The organism is Achromobacter sp. 2789STDY5608621, assembly GCF_001299375.1.
In the GTDB taxonomy this organism is placed as follows: domain Bacteria; phylum Pseudomonadota; class Gammaproteobacteria; order Burkholderiales; family Burkholderiaceae_B; genus Achromobacter; species Achromobacter insuavis.
The window spans coordinates 103,164-118,078 of sequence record NZ_CYTU01000003.1 but is presented as its reverse complement, the minus strand read 5'-3'; the positions used below and the strand labels follow the sequence as shown (position 1 = coordinate 118,078).

The 14,915-nt window shown below is 60.3% G+C and carries 11 protein-coding genes; 9 read left to right on the top strand and 2 right to left on the bottom strand.

Annotation, left to right across the window (positions count from 1 at the left end; translation table 11 throughout):
* Window positions 1-33: 33 nt before the first annotated feature.
* On the bottom strand, window positions 34-1,254 hold the full coding sequence (locus AOZ53_RS04695; protein WP_054429765.1) for a CaiB/BaiF CoA transferase family protein: 1,221 nt from the start codon (window positions 1,252-1,254) through the stop codon (window positions 34-36).
* 182 nt (window positions 1,255-1,436) lie between these two features.
* On the opposite strand from AOZ53_RS04695, the gene AOZ53_RS04690 reads away from it, so the two are divergent.
* The 8 genes from AOZ53_RS04690 to AOZ53_RS33250 all read left to right on the top strand — a co-directional run bounded on the left by AOZ53_RS04690 (window position 1,437) and on the right by AOZ53_RS33250 (window position 12,948).
* On the top strand, window positions 1,437-2,582 hold the full coding sequence (locus AOZ53_RS04690; protein ID WP_054487035.1) for an alpha-hydroxy acid oxidase: 1,146 nt from the start codon (window positions 1,437-1,439) through the stop codon (window positions 2,580-2,582).
* 155 nt (window positions 2,583-2,737) lie between these two features.
* Window positions 2,738-3,412: a hypothetical protein gene (locus tag AOZ53_RS04685; protein ID WP_054487033.1), complete on the top strand. Its 675-nt coding sequence runs from the start codon at window positions 2,738-2,740 to the stop codon at window positions 3,410-3,412.
* 100 nt (window positions 3,413-3,512) lie between these two features.
* The gene (locus AOZ53_RS04680) at window positions 3,513-4,073 is read left to right on the top strand and encodes a hypothetical protein (RefSeq protein WP_231690562.1); all 561 of its coding nucleotides are present in this window, start codon (window positions 3,513-3,515) and stop codon (window positions 4,071-4,073) included.
* A gap of 344 nt (window positions 4,074-4,417) precedes the next feature.
* On the top strand, window positions 4,418-5,554 hold the full coding sequence (locus AOZ53_RS34080; RefSeq protein ID WP_156333253.1) for a TolB family protein: 1,137 nt from the start codon (window positions 4,418-4,420) through the stop codon (window positions 5,552-5,554).
* Window positions 5,555-5,693: 139 nt separating this feature from the next.
* Entirely contained in the window at window positions 5,694-6,644 is a 951-nt protein-coding gene (locus AOZ53_RS34075) for a hypothetical protein (RefSeq protein WP_156333251.1), read from the top strand.
* Between the two features lie 382 nt (window positions 6,645-7,026).
* Window positions 7,027-9,222: a ferric-rhodotorulic acid/ferric-coprogen receptor FhuE gene (fhuE, locus tag AOZ53_RS04675; RefSeq protein WP_054487029.1), complete on the top strand. Its 2,196-nt coding sequence runs from the start codon at window positions 7,027-7,029 to the stop codon at window positions 9,220-9,222.
* Window positions 9,223-9,608: 386 nt separating this feature from the next.
* Window positions 9,609-11,414, top strand: a complete 1,806-nt coding sequence (locus AOZ53_RS33255) for a DUF262 domain-containing protein (RefSeq protein ID WP_231689747.1) — start codon at window positions 9,609-9,611, stop codon at window positions 11,412-11,414.
* Window positions 11,415-11,688: 274 nt separating this feature from the next.
* Window positions 11,689-12,948 carry a PDDEXK-like family protein gene (locus AOZ53_RS33250; protein WP_082385508.1) on the top strand — a complete coding sequence of 420 codons (1,260 nt, stop codon included), beginning with the start codon at window positions 11,689-11,691 and terminating at the stop codon, window positions 12,946-12,948.
* Window positions 12,949-13,092: 144 nt separating this feature from the next.
* On the opposite strand, the gene AOZ53_RS04670 is transcribed toward AOZ53_RS33250, so the two are convergent.
* Window positions 13,093-13,974, bottom strand: coding sequence for a LysR family transcriptional regulator (locus AOZ53_RS04670; RefSeq protein ID WP_054487027.1), 882 nt, complete (start codon window positions 13,972-13,974; stop codon window positions 13,093-13,095).
* An 85-nt stretch (window positions 13,975-14,059) separates the two neighbouring features.
* Here AOZ53_RS04670 and AOZ53_RS04665 point away from each other — a divergent pair, with 85 nt between their 5' ends.
* Complete coding sequence (locus AOZ53_RS04665; protein WP_054487025.1) at window positions 14,060-14,905, top strand: HpcH/HpaI aldolase/citrate lyase family protein; 846 nt, start codon at window positions 14,060-14,062, stop codon at window positions 14,903-14,905.
* Window positions 14,906-14,915 lie beyond the last annotated feature (10 nt).

The following is a 14,915-nucleotide window of genomic DNA, read 5'->3' as shown; positions in this document are numbered from 1 at the left end:
TGTGTCTCCTTGTTCTTTGGCCGGATGGGCCGGTCAGATGATCTTGCGGTCGCGGTAGTCCTGGATCTGCGCCGCGCTCAGTCCCAGTTCGGCCAGCACCTCGTCGGTGTGCTGGCCCAGCAGCGCCGGCGCGCGGTCCACCCGCAGCGCCGATTGGCCGAAGCGCAGCGGGTTCATCACCTGCGGCACCTCGCCGGCGGCGGGGTGGGGCAGGCGCCGCAGCATGCCGCGGTGCAGCACCTGCGGGTCCTCGAACACCTCGGGCACCGTGTTGATCGAGCCGGCCGGCACCCCGGCCCGCTTGAGCAGGTCCAGCCAGTGGGCGCGCGGCTCGCGGATGAAAATGGCGTCCAGCAGCGGATCGAGCGTGTCCAGGTTCTTCACGCGCTGGCTGTTGCTGACATAGCGCGGATCGCGCGCCAGGCCGGGCTGGCCCAGCGCCTCGCACAGGGTGGCGAACTGCGCGTCGTTGCCCACCACGATGACGATGTCGCCATCGGCGCAGGCAAAGGTGCGCTGCGGCTGGATATTCGGGTGCGCCGTGCCGGTGCGGCGCGGCACCCGCCCGCCCAGCAGGAAGTTCATGGCCTGGTTGGCCAAGAGGCCCACCTGCACGTCCAGCATGGCCACGTCGATGTACTCGCCCTGGCCGGTCTGCGCGCGCCGCAGCAGGGCGGCCACGATGCCCAGCGCCGCGTACACGCCGGTGGTCAGGTCGACGATCGGCACGCCCACCTTCTGCGGCCCGCCGCCCGGCCGGTCGTCGCGCTCGCCGGTCACGCTCATCAGCCCGCCCATGGCCTGGATCAGGAAGTCGTAGGCCGGCTCGGCCGCGCGCGGCCCGGTCTGGCCGAACCCCGTGACCGAGCAATACACCAGGCGCGGGTTGATCGCCGACAGCGACGCATAGTCCAGCCCCAGTCGCGCCAGTGTGCCGACCTTGTAGTTCTCCAGCACCACGTCCGCGTCGCGGCACAGCTGCTTGACCAGCGCCTGGCCCTCGGCCGTCTGCAGGTCCAGCGTGATCGAGCGCTTGCCCCGGTTGGTGGCCACGAAGTAGGCGCCGTCCGCCGTGTCCTGGCCCTGCTCGTCCTTCAGGAAGGGCGGCCCCCAGGACCGGGTGTCGTCGCCCTGGCCGGGCCGCTCGACCTTGATGACATCGGCGCCCAGGTCGGCCAGGATCTGGCTGGCCCACGGGCCGGCCAGCACGCGGCTCAGGTCGAGCACTTTCAGGTTTGATAACAGCGGCTGCAACGCCTTCTCCTTGACTGCTGTGAAGTGCGGCCAGTCTAGGATTTCCGCGCCGCGGCAGGCTCCACCCGGATGGCAAAGCTGTTATGCGTGATGGGACGCCGTCCCCGGTACAATTCGGCCCATCATGCCCGGGTCGCAAGGGGCATTCCGGTAGTCCGTGCAGCGTAGACAAAGGTCCCCCGATGCGCCTGAACCAGTGCCAGAATTTCCACGACTTCCGCCGCATGGCGCGCCAGCGGCTGCCCGGCCCGATCTTCAACTACATCGACGGCGCCGCCGACGATGAGACCACCTATCGCCGCAACACCGAGGCCTTCGAGGCCTGCGACCTGGTGCCCGACGTGCTGCGCGGCGTGGCGGATGTGGACATGTCCGTCACCGTCATGGGCCAGAAGCTGGCCTTGCCGGTCTACTGCTCGCCCACCGCGCTGCAACGCCTGTTCCACCACGACGGCGAACGCGCCGTGGCCGCCGCCGCCGGCAAGTTCGGCACTATGTTCGGGGTGTCCTCGCTGGGCACCGTCAGCCTGGAGGAGGCGCGCCAGATCAGCGGCGGCCCGCAGGTCTACCAGTTCTACTTCCACAAGGACCGCGGCCTGAACCGCGACATGATGGCGCGCGCCAAGGCCGCCGGCGTGCAGGTCATGATGCTGACGGTCGACAGCATCACCGGCGGCAACCGCGAGCGCGACAAGCGCACCGGCTTTGCCATCCCGTTCCGCCTGAACCTGGCCGGCATCGCCCAGTTCGCCATCAAGCCGGCCTGGGCCATCAACTACGCCACCCACGAGCGCTTCCGCCTGCCGCAGCTCGACGGCCACGTCGACATGGGCGGCGGCGCCATGTCCATCAGCCGCTATTTCACCGAGATGCTCGATCCCGCCATGACCTGGGACGACGTCGCCGCCATGGTGCGCGAGTGGGGCGGCCAGTTCTGCCTGAAGGGCATCATGTCGGTCGAGGACGCCAAACGCGCCGTCGACATCGGCTGCACCGGCATCGTCCTGTCCAACCACGGCGGCCGCCAGCTCGACGGCTCGCGCAGCGCCTTCGACCAACTGGCCGAGATCGTCGACGCCGTCGGCGACCGCATCGACGTGATGATAGACGGCGGCGTGCAGCGCGGCACGCACGTGCTCAAGGCGCTGGCGCTGGGCGCCAAGGCGGTGGGGCTGGGCCGCTACTACCTGTTCCCGCTGGCCGCCGCCGGGCGGCCCGGCGTGGAGCGGGCGCTGGAACAGATGCGCGTGGAGATCGAGCGCGCGATGAAGCTGATGGGCTGCCGGACGGTGGCGGAGCTGCAGCGGCGGCATCTGCGGTTCCGTTGAAGCAGCTGCCGGCGGCGGGTTTGATACAGTCGCGGAACTGCCCGATAAACAGAAACACCCTGCCGGTGGACCGCCGCCCGTCAGTTGGATAGCAATCCGGCTTGCGGGATGTCGAGGACCGGCCGGGCCCGGATCGTCGACGCTTTGGAGTCTTCATGCACATTCGTCCCCGTCTGACCGCTTCGATCGCCGCGCTGACGCTGGCGCTGCTGGCCGCGCCGCCGGTCATCGCCGCCTCTGCCCAAGCCGAAGCCCCCGCGGGCGCGACTACCTGCGCCTTCAGCGCCTGGGCCAACTACGACAAGCCGTCGATCACCGTGCGCGACGCGCCGTCCGCCAGCGCCAAGGCCCTGGGCCAGATCCCCGCCAAGCCCGCCGCCGGCGAGCCGGAGTATTCGTACAGCGTCACCTTCGACGTGAAGGAAGCCAGGGACGGCTGGCTCAGGATCGCCAACGCCAGCGATGCCTACAACGAGGAAGAATATCCGGAGCGCGCGCCGCGCAAGCTCTACAAGGGCGAAGGCTGGATCCGCGCCGACGATGCCCGGGTCGGCATCCAATCCGCGCGCGGCTATGCCAAGCCCGACGCCGCCAGCCAGCGCCTGGTGGACCTGGGCAGCGACTGGCTGACCGAAATGGGCAAGATCCAGGGCATCCGCGCCTGCCATGAAAGCTGGGTGCTGCTGGATTACCTGGTGGATCGCAAGCGCTCGCCCAAGGACGAGATCGTCGAACGCCCCAAGGGCGAGCAACTGGTCGGGCGCGCCTGGTTCCGGGGGCTGTGCGACGTGCAGGAGACGAGCTGCGACATGAAGTCGGTGGACCGGTAATGGCAGGCTTCATGCCGGTGATCCTGGCGCGGGCACCCATTGCGGAACCGGAATAGGGCGACCCGTGGCCGACTCCAGGATGGTTCAGCAGTGCCTATTCATGACTTCAGTGGATGAGGCTGACTTCGCTGCCGCGCTATTGAAAGCACGTCCCTCGATCCGCTTCATCGACATGCAGGAGCAGCCGGACGTCGAGCGGCCGGGATACAGGAATCGAATCGATGCGTGTGGCGGGGTTCACGTGACGATCGTGGATGCATCCATCATCTCCGAAGCGGATTTTCACAATCGCTATGTGAAACGTCATCCCTCGGGAAAGGGGTGGATCTACGCGCTGGTGGGATCGGGGCTGGTCAGCCTTTTGAGGTCAAGAACCGCGGACTTTCTTCCGGATTCCCTGCTCAACGGCGAGCTGCGGGCGTCCATTCCGGCGGGTGATGAGAATACTGAGGCATTCGTGGCGATCGTGCTGCGTGAGGCGAGGGCGCGCGGACAGAAGGTGGTGTCAATTGACGCTGCGACGGGTCAGCGCGGAGCACGGGTTGATCGGAAATTCATTGCGTGGCCAGACGCGGCACGGAAATTTGATGGCCTGAACGGCGCCTATCTGGCCAATGGAGCACATGCACTCTTTGCTCCGAAGGGTGCTAGCGCCGCCTGATACTCCTTCGCGATGCTGTTGCACGATTGTCGAACGCGTCAAGGGCAGGCAACCCGCCGGGCGTGCGCGGTTCGGCGGGCTCGGCGATGTGGAGTGGATGGCTTGCGATATGAAGTCGGTGGATCGGTAACGTTCCGGGGCTCGTCGTGCCGAACCCGCAGTTCACGACATCAGGAGCGCGAGTCAGGATAGCGCTCTCAGGGCGTTGTCGGTACGTCCTAAGTATTCAGCTCCCCACTTGACACTACCAATTGAATGAGATCGTATCTCATTATTTTCTTTGCGATGCTGATGCGCCTAGCCGATAAACGCTTGGCGGCCCTTGTCCCCCTGAAGAGGGAACGATGATCATTGTTGGAAAGTTGGTAAAGATGGCGGTTAAGGTTCTCGCGTTGGTCATGGCCGCGGTATGTATATCAACCGTGGAACCAATGCGCGCGGCGCGAGCGTTCGAGACTATCACCGAGTACGAAACCGCTTTCCAACAGCAAAACGGGGGCCGGAATCTGCGGTCTCTAAGTGTGCATCCCAACGGTCAGTATTGGCTGTTTTTGGAATGCCTCGATCAGGAAGATAGTTGTTTTGTCATGCGCTACAACTTAGGGTCGGGAATACTCTCCCGTTTTGTGTTGCCTGAAGGTTATTCGTATTCTTACGCGCATTATTCGCCTCGCGGCACATATATCTTGATGAGTCGCAACCCTCTCTATGGTAGGACCTACGCAGACTCTCAACGAGGGGTGAGCGCGTCTCAGATTTTGATGATGCGAAGTGATGGCACGGATCTTCGAATTTTGCCAGTTTCCCCTGGCGTGAACCTTTCGCCGGGAATGTCTCCGGACGAAAGGAAAATCGCGTTCTGGAGAAGTGATCGAGTTTTGCCTCCCGGCAGGGTTTCGTTATTGGATTTGAATATTTGGGAATACGATCTTTCGTCTAAGTCTGAGAGATTATTTACTGGCAAGAAGTTCGATTTTCTGAGTGGCAGAGAGTTGTTCTATCGCAATGGCAATGAAATCTTTCTTGGTTCTTATGGCCCGAGCTCCCGGTTAAGAAATCCGGGTTATGGAAAGAAATATGATGGCAATGAAATTTTTACGCTAAGTCGGGGGCAGCTTGAAGATCCAGTGCCTGTTCAATATCCCAATGTCATCAATGCCAGTTTTAGGACTGCTGATGACCAGGGAAATGTCTTTGTGTGGGCTGGCACGATTCAAGATCCATCTCAGGGCCTGATGCGTGTTTCTCCCGATCAGCGTCAAACCATTTGGAGAGCACGTACGCGCAGCTACCCCAAAGAACTCGCGGCGGACCCGGCGGGTCGTTTTGTGGCGGCAATATTCTGGGATCTTCCCATGAGTCGAGGTGAAAAGCGGGTGGGGTTTGCCAAATTCAGTCTTGAAACCCAGTCCTGGGAGAACGTGCGCGTACCCTCTGTAGAGCAAGCCACATTGATCCAAGTGTCTGCTGCAGATCTCTAAAACTGCGAGGCTCAGCTATACAAGCTCGGCGTGGTTTCTCTTTGAAGTGCTTCTCCGTTGCCCGGTTCGGCCAATTCAATATTGGAGTTGATTGATAATGCGCTACCACTTCTGTTCATGACTTCGATGAGGTGGCTAAATGGCTGCAGAACAACAATCAACTGGTGTTGATGGGTTTACTGTTTTTGATGCGTCAGCTTGGATGCCTGTTTACGGCGAGTGGTGCGGTCCTGGATGGTCTGCTGGGCAGAGAAATCCAAATATAACAATCCAGCAAATGCTGGACAGTCCTGTACTGATGCTTCCGGGAGGCCAGGCGAGTGTTATCGACACAATATGCAAGGCGCACGACATCGCTTATGCGAAGGCAGCGGGACAACCCAACGAGGCATATTTGATCGCTGAGGCAGATAGAGCCTTGCTTGAAGCATTGCGAGAGGTGGACTTCAAATCTCTTCCCGAGCAGGAGAGCGGATATGCGACGTTCATGGCGTTTGCTTTCTATCACAAGCTGATGATTATCGACTGGCCTCGGGCGGGTGTTGAGGCGCTTTGGGAAAAAATAAAGAGCCTCACTGCTTGGGTAGCGGGCATGCTGGATCGGCTCAACGGCTTGACGTATACGGATATTTTCGGCAATACCATTTTTGGAACGTCATTTTCCGGAAATGTGGAAGGTCTGGCCTATGTGATAAAGGGAGTGACCGGCACAAGGCCAGGTGGTAGAACTGCGACATTCACTCATTACAAAGACGGTTATCAGGACCTGTACTCTGGCGTTGATAGTGCTTATGACCCCAATGCAGGTGCAGTCCTCAAAGTATGGGTTGACGGAACGATTACTCTAATTGAGGGCCTTCGACAGATTCAGTTGACCAGCCCATCGGCGACTGGTGTGCCACAACCATTGGCTGGAAGTTTCGTTAACCCTGTGCCCGGCGCGGGCAAGGACCCTAACGCAGCGCGTTTTTTCTGGAACGGGTTTTACGTTTTTGACGGCACGCGATGGTCGAAAAAGGCATCCGGAGAATTCGATGCTTGGGTTTGCGTCTCTAATGAATGCGTAGCCGTACCCAAGATGGCACGATAAATGCTGAACATCGGGCCTGGTTGCTGCCCGATTGCCTCATGCATCGCAAGCGTTTACCCAGGAATGAGATCGTCGAGCGCGCAGGAGCGAGCAACTGGCCGGGCGCGCGAGGTTCGGCGGGCTTTGCGATGTGTGGCAGAAGAAATGCGATATGAAGTCGGTGGATCGGTAAGTCAATAAATTTCCCCGTTTATCGCGGGGGGGGGCTTCCATCTGGGAGCCGGCACCAATCACACGCGTGCCACGCGCTCTCCCTCAGCGCAACCCTGCGGGAAGCCTTCCGACTCATGCGATGCTTATTAGCAACACTAATGCACATGAGAATAGTTCGCATTAAACTTCCTTTCGCCTTGTTTCACCCGCTCTGCGAAAGGAAGCCATCATGCAAGACCCGCGGCCCGTCGGCCTCCACCTCTCCCGTCGTCCACGCGCCACCCTGCGGCGCACCACCAGCCTGGTATTGATGGCGTTAGCCAGCGGCGCCGTCCTGGCGCAGGAGAGTGGTGTCGCCACCTTGCCCGCCGTGCAGGTCCAGGCCGATGGCGACCCGACCACCACCGAGGGCACCGGTTCCTATACCCCGCGCGCCACGTCCGCCAGCACCGGCCTGCCGCTGTCGCTGCGCGAAACCCCGCAGTCGGTCACCGTGGTCACGCGCCAGCGCATCGAAGACCAGGACATGCGCTCGATCACCGACATCCTCGGCAACACCCCCGGCATCTCGGTGCAGAACTACGACAGCGAGCGCTACACCTTCAGCTCGCGCGGCTTCGCCATCAGCAACTACCTGTACGACGGCGTGCCCACCAGCTTTGATATCGGCTACGCCGGCGGTGAATCGTCGCTGGACTCCATCATCTATGACCGCGTCGAAGTGGTGCGCGGCGCCACCGGCCTGCTGACCGGCGCCGGCAACCCGTCCGCCTCGGTCAACCTGGTCCGCAAGCACGCCACCAGCCGCGAATTCAAGGCTGACCTGAGCGTCAGCGCCGGCACCTCGGACGCCTATCGCGCCAGCGCCGACCTGTCCTCGCCGCTGAACGCCAGCGGCAGCGTGCGCGGCCGCATCGTCTCGGCCTACCAGGACAACCACTCGTACCTGGACGGCTACCAGAACCGCAAGAAGGTCTTCTACGGCGTCGTCGACGCCGACCTGACCGCTCGCACGACGTTGAGCGTCGGCTTCAACTACCAGGACAACCAGCCGCGGCGCAGCAGCTGGGGCGGCTTCCCGTTGTGGTACGCCGACGGCGGCCGCACCGACTGGAAACGCTCGCTCAACACCGGCGCCGACTGGACCAAGTGGGCCAGCACCACCGAAGGCGCCTTCGCCAGCCTGGAGCACCGCTTCGACAACGATTGGCGCGTGCAGGCCAGCGTCTCGCATTCCAAGCACGAAATGGATGGCAAGCTGCTCTACCTGTATGGCTGGCCCGACCGCAGCACCGGCCTGGGCATGGGCGCCTCGGCCCAGCGCTACTACGGCGACCGTAAGCAGAACAGCCTGGATATCAAGGCCTCCGGCCCCTTCTCGTTGTTCGGCCGCCAACACGAAGCGGTGGTCGGCGCCAGCTTCACCCGCCAGTACGCCGAATTCTTCAACCGCGGCGCCGTCTCGCCGGCGCCGATCGGCAACTTCCTGGAATGGGACGGCTCGTACCCCGAACCGCAGTGGAGCGACACCTCCACCCTGGCCAGCCGCTACACCACCAAGCAGGCCGGCTGGTACGGCGCGCTGCGCTTCAGCCTGGCCGATCCGCTCAAGCTGATCGTCGGCGGCCGCTACAGCACGTGGAAGACGGACTCGGTCGGTTTTGGCGGCGGCAGCCGGCAGGCGTTCGACAAGGACGCGTTCGTGCCCTACGCGGGCCTGCTGTACGACATCAACGAGAACTACACGGCCTATGTCAGCTACACGGGCATCTTCAACCCGCAGAGCTTTCAGGATCGCAACGGCAGCTGGCTCGATCCGCTGGAAGGCAAGGCCTACGAGGCGGGGGTCAAGGGTGAGTTCCTCGATGGCCGCCTGAATGCGTCGGCATCCGTGTTCCAGGTCAACCAGGACAACCTCGCGCAGGAAGACACCGGCTATCTGATTCCCGGCACCATCAACCAGGCCTACCGCGCCACCAAGGGCACCCGCAGCCGCGGCTTCGACCTGGAACTGTCGGGCGAGGTCTCGCCGGGCTGGAACGTGGCGGCCGGTTGGTCGCACTGGACCGCGCGTGACGGCGAGGGCAGCCCGATCCAGACCGACCAGCCGCGCAGCCTGGTGCGCTTGTTCACGACCTATCAGTTGCCGGGCCATTGGAACCGGTTGACGGTGGGCGGCGGCGTCAACTGGCAGAGCCACGTCTACACGATCGCCAACGGTCCCAATGGCGAAGAACGCGTGGGGCAGGGCAGCTATGCGCTGGTCAACCTGATGGCGCGCTACAAGTTCGACAAGAGCCTGTCGGCGCAGCTGAACGTCAACAACCTGATGGACCGCAAGTACTACTCGCAGATCGGCTTCTACAGCCAGGGCGCGTGGGCGGCGGGGCGCAGCGCGACGTTGACGATGCGGTATCAGTATTGAGGTGACGGAGGTATAGCGTCAGTCTGAATAATCGCCCGAAACTGACGCGCTAGCCCATCCTTCAACGAAGGGCCTACGTACCCAAGCTGAGCGTGGGTGGGTGAGCGCTCGTGATTGGCATTAGGTGGCATCGTCAGAATAGACACCCATGCCTGACGAGACTCCGATGTGCCAGCGACTGGAGTTCAATCCGTAGGCTAGTCCATTGGAAGTTCGGGATCACTTTTCCCGTTGATTGGTCCGCGCCATAGTCGAGGGGCGGTTTGAGGGTAGCGGTTCTTCTTTGCTGCCACAGGAATATAAAAATAGATAAAATATGTTACCAACAGAATTGTGACGCACAGCCTGTCCTCCCAGGCTCATTACATCGAGGTAACCAATTGGCCATGACGACCATCGAGAGTCAGGACCTGACGATCGCCGGGGTTCTGCAGAGTTTTTACGTAGTTCCCGACTACCAGCGAGAATATGTCTGGGAGACTGATCAAGTAGAACAGCTACTTGGAGATATCTTTGGGGAGTTGGGCAGTCGTGCTGAGGGTGCGGTGCCGGAATATTTCATCGGCAGCATCGTAGTCTGTCCTGGGCCGAGTGGTGTTCTGGAACTGATTGACGGGCAGCAGCGGATGACGACGATCTACGTCGCTTTGTGTGCAATTCGTGACCATTTGGTAGAGCTGAGACAGACCCCTCCAGGAGCTCTAGGGGCGCAGATCGCCGCGACGTCCACTGATGTCAATGGCCAGGATCATTATCGGCTTCGGATGGATCTTCAGTACGAAGACAGCGGCGGCATGCTGCAACGGTTGGCCGCACAAGATAGCGATAATTATCCTGTTGAAAAACTGACCCGGTCGATGGCCAATATTCACAATGCGTATTTGACCGCGCGTAGCTTCTTGCAGCGGGAATTTGGGCTCAATAGTGAGGCGACGCGCGCTTTTTACGGTTATCTGACTAACCGGGTAAAACTCATACGTATCCAGACCCAGGATGTAGCCAAGGCGTTAAAGGTATTTGAAACGATTAACGACCGAGGGGTAGGCCTGGATTCGATGGATCTGCTGAAGAACCTTTTGTTCATGAAGGCCAGTCGAGATAATTTCGAGAAACTCAAGGTCACCTGGAAGGAGCTTCAGGACACAATATTTGCGATGGGTGAGAAGCCATTGCGATTTCTACGTTATTTCATATTCAGCAATTATGACGTCGATGTTTTGCGGGAGGATGAGATATATGGGTGGTTGACCAAACACGAAGCACTTTGCGGATATGCGAATAATCCACTGGCTTTTGCGAAGGAATTGGTGGCATCGGCATCTGCTTACCGTAATTTCTTCTCGGGCAAAGATCAAAATGGTAACGCTAATCGCTTTCTGGAAAACATGCAGTACCTAGGGGGCAAGGCTGCCCGCCAGCATTTGATCCTATTACTTGGGGGCCGTCATCTCACTGGGGAGCTGTTTGACCGTCTTTGTTCGGAAGTTGAGAACCTCTTTTTCTGCTATGTGATCACGCGTGAGCCTACACGTGACTTTGAGCGAGACTTTGTACGCTGGGCAGCTGAACTTAGGCAGGTGAAAACTTCTGATCAGTTCGAAAAATTTGTCGCGGAGAGATTCACTAGCGCACGGATTGCGTTGTCCTCCAGGTTTCTTGACGCTATGCGTCGCCTTACTTCTAAATCTGTCCAAAAATACCGCTTGCGCTATATTCTAGCAAAATTGACTCAATTCGTTGAGCTAGAAGCGTATGGGGAAAGTGAGGGCACCCGTTGGCTCAATCGATATATTAATGGCGGCTTCGAAATAGAACATATTCTTCCGGAGAACCCCAGTAGTGAGGCAGTGTCCGAGTTTGGGGGCGGGGATTTGGATGAATTGGCCCAGCGGTTGGGTAATCTCGTTTTGGCAGAGAAATCTATCAACGCTTCTTTGGGCAATCGACCGTATTCAAAAAAGCGCCATGTGTACCTGCAATCGCAACTGTTGCTAACGCGAGTGCTGCCTGAAAGGCCAAAAATCGGATCGAACACGAGGATTGACCGCACCGTCGCGGCGCTGAGCCCTTTTGATAGTTGGAATGCAGACGCAATAGAAAGACGACAATGTCTTCTGGCTGATTTGGCATGGCGAGCCTGGGGCATCGTCGGTGGCGTGTCGAGTGTCCAGTCGACAGAAGTAATCGTTTAGAGTGACGATGTTGATGAGAAATCAGGCACCGAATTTCGATGTCATTGGTGTTCGTGATATTCACGGGTTCAAATGCCGGTTTTTATTTTCGGAGCGGTCGGTTTCGTTCATTTACTTCTCAGTGTCGGGTCGTGGCTTTTGGGGTATGGGTCTCGCCTACGGCGGGAGGTGCGCAACCGTTGTACGACACCAGAGTCGCGGAATAACTTTGATTCTTATTGGCGGCGGGCTAAAGCCACAGTCCCGCATTTGCATGGCATTCGAGAGCAAGTAAATGGACCAATTGGTAGATCGATTTTTTAGTGATTCCAACGTACAGCGCTTAACGGCATCCACAGCTACTTGGGAGCCGCTTCGGATTTGCTATCCAAAGGAAGTAAATGTCTCGCGCTTTATCGCGTGGTTACTGGATCCGACTGAGGGGCACGGACTTGGCGACTTGGCTATCCAGTCGCTTTTGGTCCGAGCATGGGTGCAGAGCGATCAAGCAAATCTAGATCTACCGACCCGTCGCTTCCTATCTCCGGCCAACATACAGACCGAAGGGTTTTCGGCTTCCATGGTGACTACCGAGGTAGAACTCGCAGGTCGATATCTAGATATCCTTGTGGTTGATCCAGGGCGCAACCGTTACGTAGCAATTGAAAATAAATTCGGTGCACACCAATCCGTGGGGCAGTTGAAAGACTACCGTAGAGCTTTGGAAAAATTATTCCCGAAATATCGCGGGGTATACATTTTTCTTGACTCAAATGAAGCTAACCCTAAGGATGATCAGTGGATTCCCATCGGATATGATTGGTTAGCGGAATTTTTGCATGAAGCAGAGGCCAGAGAAGCGACAGCTGATCATGTGCGCGTTGCACTGTCGCAGTTTCGCAGCGTGATTGAGGAGGAGGCGGACGAGGCTGTGGCTGAGACGGCTTATGGTCGACTGGTAACCGAAGTCGCTAGCACGCACACAGATGTAATCGGGCTGATGGCGGATTGGGCTGCAGATTCTAGAAAGGGGGCTAGAGCGTACATGCTCTCGCAATTGATCAAGGATGCTGATACTCTGCACGGGAAGGCCCGGCTTCGTCTCTTTCAACTTTACTGGCGGCGTACTTCAGTATGGGATGATTGCATTCGCGAGATGCAGTTCGCTCCGTTCATTCATGCCATGCGAGCAGAACACGCCGATCTCATTGTTAATACCAAGCGCGTGAGAATATCGGTTTCTTTGCGAAAATGGCAACCGTTGGTGGAGATGGATGCACGTTACCTTCCCGCGGGCGTTACTGTCTGGCGAACAGGGGAATCATTCAAGGTGATCACTTTCATTCAATTGAATGATGTGCGCGTCGATCTGCGTGAGGGGGTATTGAAAATCGCGGCCGAAGCGCGCTTAGAGAACGGGATAAACCGGAGGGTTCATGATGAGCAATCGTTTGTAGCGTTGCGTCGTCGAAAAGATCTTGGCTTGGAACGAGCGATTGAAGATGCGGCTTCCCAATTGCATTATTTGCAGAGCATTCTTCCCATCTCACGCTGAGCATAAGCGTTTCGTTGGAGAATTGAGCCGTGTCGATTGAAAATGGTTGAATGCGGCTACTCCGCCGCGCTTCTCCCGGGCGATGGGCGCACGGAGCGTTGCGCGATTCTGATGATGCGCTATCGGTATTGAATGCTACGGGCATCAGTGTTGCGCGTTGCCATACTCGACCACGGCGATATTACAGAATGCACGAACCAGCGCCAGCCGCGGCGATCCGCGCGACCAGATCAGGCCGAAGCGGCGCGGCTCGCAGGGCTCGGGTAGCGGCAGGGCGAGCAGGCCGAGCCGTTCGATCGCGCCGTTGGTGGAACGCGGCAGGATCGCCACGCCCAGGTCGCGGCTGACCATCACCGCGATCGATTCGATGGCGTTCAGCTCGAACCGTTCGCGCGGTGTGATGCCGACGCGCCGCAGGTAATCGTCGATGTGTTGGCCGCCCCAGTCGCTGCGCTGGTAGCGGATGAACGGCTCCGCCGTCAGCAGGCTGTGCGGGTGGCGCCCGGCATGGCGCGGCGCCGCCGCCAGCACGTAAGGTTCTTCGCGCAGCAACTGCCAGCCCAGGCTCTTGGACAGCGGGTAGGGCGCTTGCAGCGCGATGGCGGCGTCCAGTTCGCCGCTTTCGATGGCGGGGTAGAAGCGCGCCGAATGGCCAGGCTGGATCTCGACGTTGATCAAAGGATGGCGCCGCACCAGGTGTTCCAGGATGGCCGGCACCATCGAATTCAGCGCCGTGTTGCCGGCGCCCAGCCGCAGCTCGCCCATCATTTCGTCGGAACGGGCCAGGTAGCGGATCTTCTCGATCCGTTCCAGCACCTCGCGCATCGGCTCGATCAGTTCGGTGGCCTTGGCGGTCAGGTGTACGGTGCGGCCGGCGCGCGCCACCAGCGCCACGCCCAGCTCCTGCTCCAGCTTGCGGATCTGCTGCGCCACCGCGCCGTGGGTCAGCCCCAGGCGCCGGGCGGCCTCGGCCATCGAGCCATGGCGCGCCACGGCGGCCAGCGTGTGCAGGAAGTCGGTGTTCATGATGATAGATATTCTATCGTCTTATCGTAATTTGGCTGTCCCCGGCCGGGTGTCTCCAGCGCCACAATGCCCCCAGGAGACATCAATGAGAAGCAAGCTTTTCGTCCCGGCCTCGCGCCCGGAACTGTTCGACAAGGCCCTGGCCAGCGCGGCCGATGCGCTGTCTTTCGACCTGGAGGACGCGGTCGCGCCGACCCGCAAGCAGGAAGCCCGCGCCGCTTTGGCCGCCTGGCTGGGCGCGCCCGCGGTCGCCACGGCCAATGCGCAACATCCCAAGAAAATTATCGTCCGCGTCAACGCTGCGGACACCCCCGACTATCCCGCCGACCTGGCTGCGCTGCGCGGCCTGCCCATCGACGTGCTGAACCTGCCCAAGGTCGAAAGCGCCGCCGCGTTGCGCGCCGCGATCGACGAGGCCATGGAAGCGGGCTTCGCCGGTGAATTCCTGGTCACCGTCGAAACCCCGCGGGCGCTGGCCGACGCCGCGCAACTGGCCGCGGCCCATCCCCGCGTTGCCGGCTTGCAGTTGGGCCTGGCCGACCTGTTCGAGCCGCTCGGCATCGAGCGCTACCAGCCCGACACGCTGCGCATGGTGATGCTGTCGCTGCGCCTGGCCGCGGGTTGCGCCGGCAAGTACGCCATGGACGCGGCCTATGCCCGCGTGCGCGACGCCGACGGCTTTCGGGCCGAGGCGCAACTGGCGCGCTCGCTCGGGTTCCTGGGCAAGTCGTGCGTGCATCCCAGCCAGATCGTCATCGCCAACGAGGTGTTCGGTTTCAACGCCGAAGAGGTCGCGCAGGCCGAGCGCATCGTGTCCGCCAGCCGCGAGCATGACGGCGTCGGCGCCTTCCTGCTCGACGGCAAGATGATCGACGCCCCGTTCGTGCGCCGCGCCCAGGACGTGCTGCTGGCCGCCGGCCGGGTAGCGTGAGGCCGGTCCC

What these genes read in the sequence shown, in the direction of transcription:
- AOZ53_RS04690 (WP_054487035.1), top strand. Translation starts at nt 1,437, where the DNA reads ATGCGCCTGAACCAGTGCCAGAATTTCCACGACTTCCGCCGCATGGCG.
- AOZ53_RS34075 (WP_156333251.1), top strand. Translation starts at nt 5,694, where the DNA reads ATGGCTGCAGAACAACAATCAACTGGTGTTGATGGGTTTACTGTTTTT.
- fhuE (WP_054487029.1), top strand. Translation starts at nt 7,027, where the DNA reads ATGCAAGACCCGCGGCCCGTCGGCCTCCACCTCTCCCGTCGTCCACGC.
- AOZ53_RS04670 (WP_054487027.1), bottom strand. Translation starts at nt 13,974, where the DNA reads ATGAACACCGACTTCCTGCACACGCTGGCCGCCGTGGCGCGCCATGGC.
- AOZ53_RS04665 (WP_054487025.1), top strand. Translation starts at nt 14,060, where the DNA reads ATGAGAAGCAAGCTTTTCGTCCCGGCCTCGCGCCCGGAACTGTTCGAC.
- AOZ53_RS33255 (WP_231689747.1), top strand. Translation starts at nt 9,609, where the DNA reads ATGACGACCATCGAGAGTCAGGACCTGACGATCGCCGGGGTTCTGCAG.
- AOZ53_RS04685 (WP_054487033.1), top strand. Translation starts at nt 2,738, where the DNA reads ATGCACATTCGTCCCCGTCTGACCGCTTCGATCGCCGCGCTGACGCTG.
- AOZ53_RS34080 (WP_156333253.1), top strand. Translation starts at nt 4,418, where the DNA reads ATGATCATTGTTGGAAAGTTGGTAAAGATGGCGGTTAAGGTTCTCGCG.
- AOZ53_RS04680 (WP_231690562.1), top strand. Translation starts at nt 3,513, where the DNA reads ATGACTTCAGTGGATGAGGCTGACTTCGCTGCCGCGCTATTGAAAGCA.
- AOZ53_RS33250 (WP_082385508.1), top strand. Translation starts at nt 11,689, where the DNA reads ATGGACCAATTGGTAGATCGATTTTTTAGTGATTCCAACGTACAGCGC.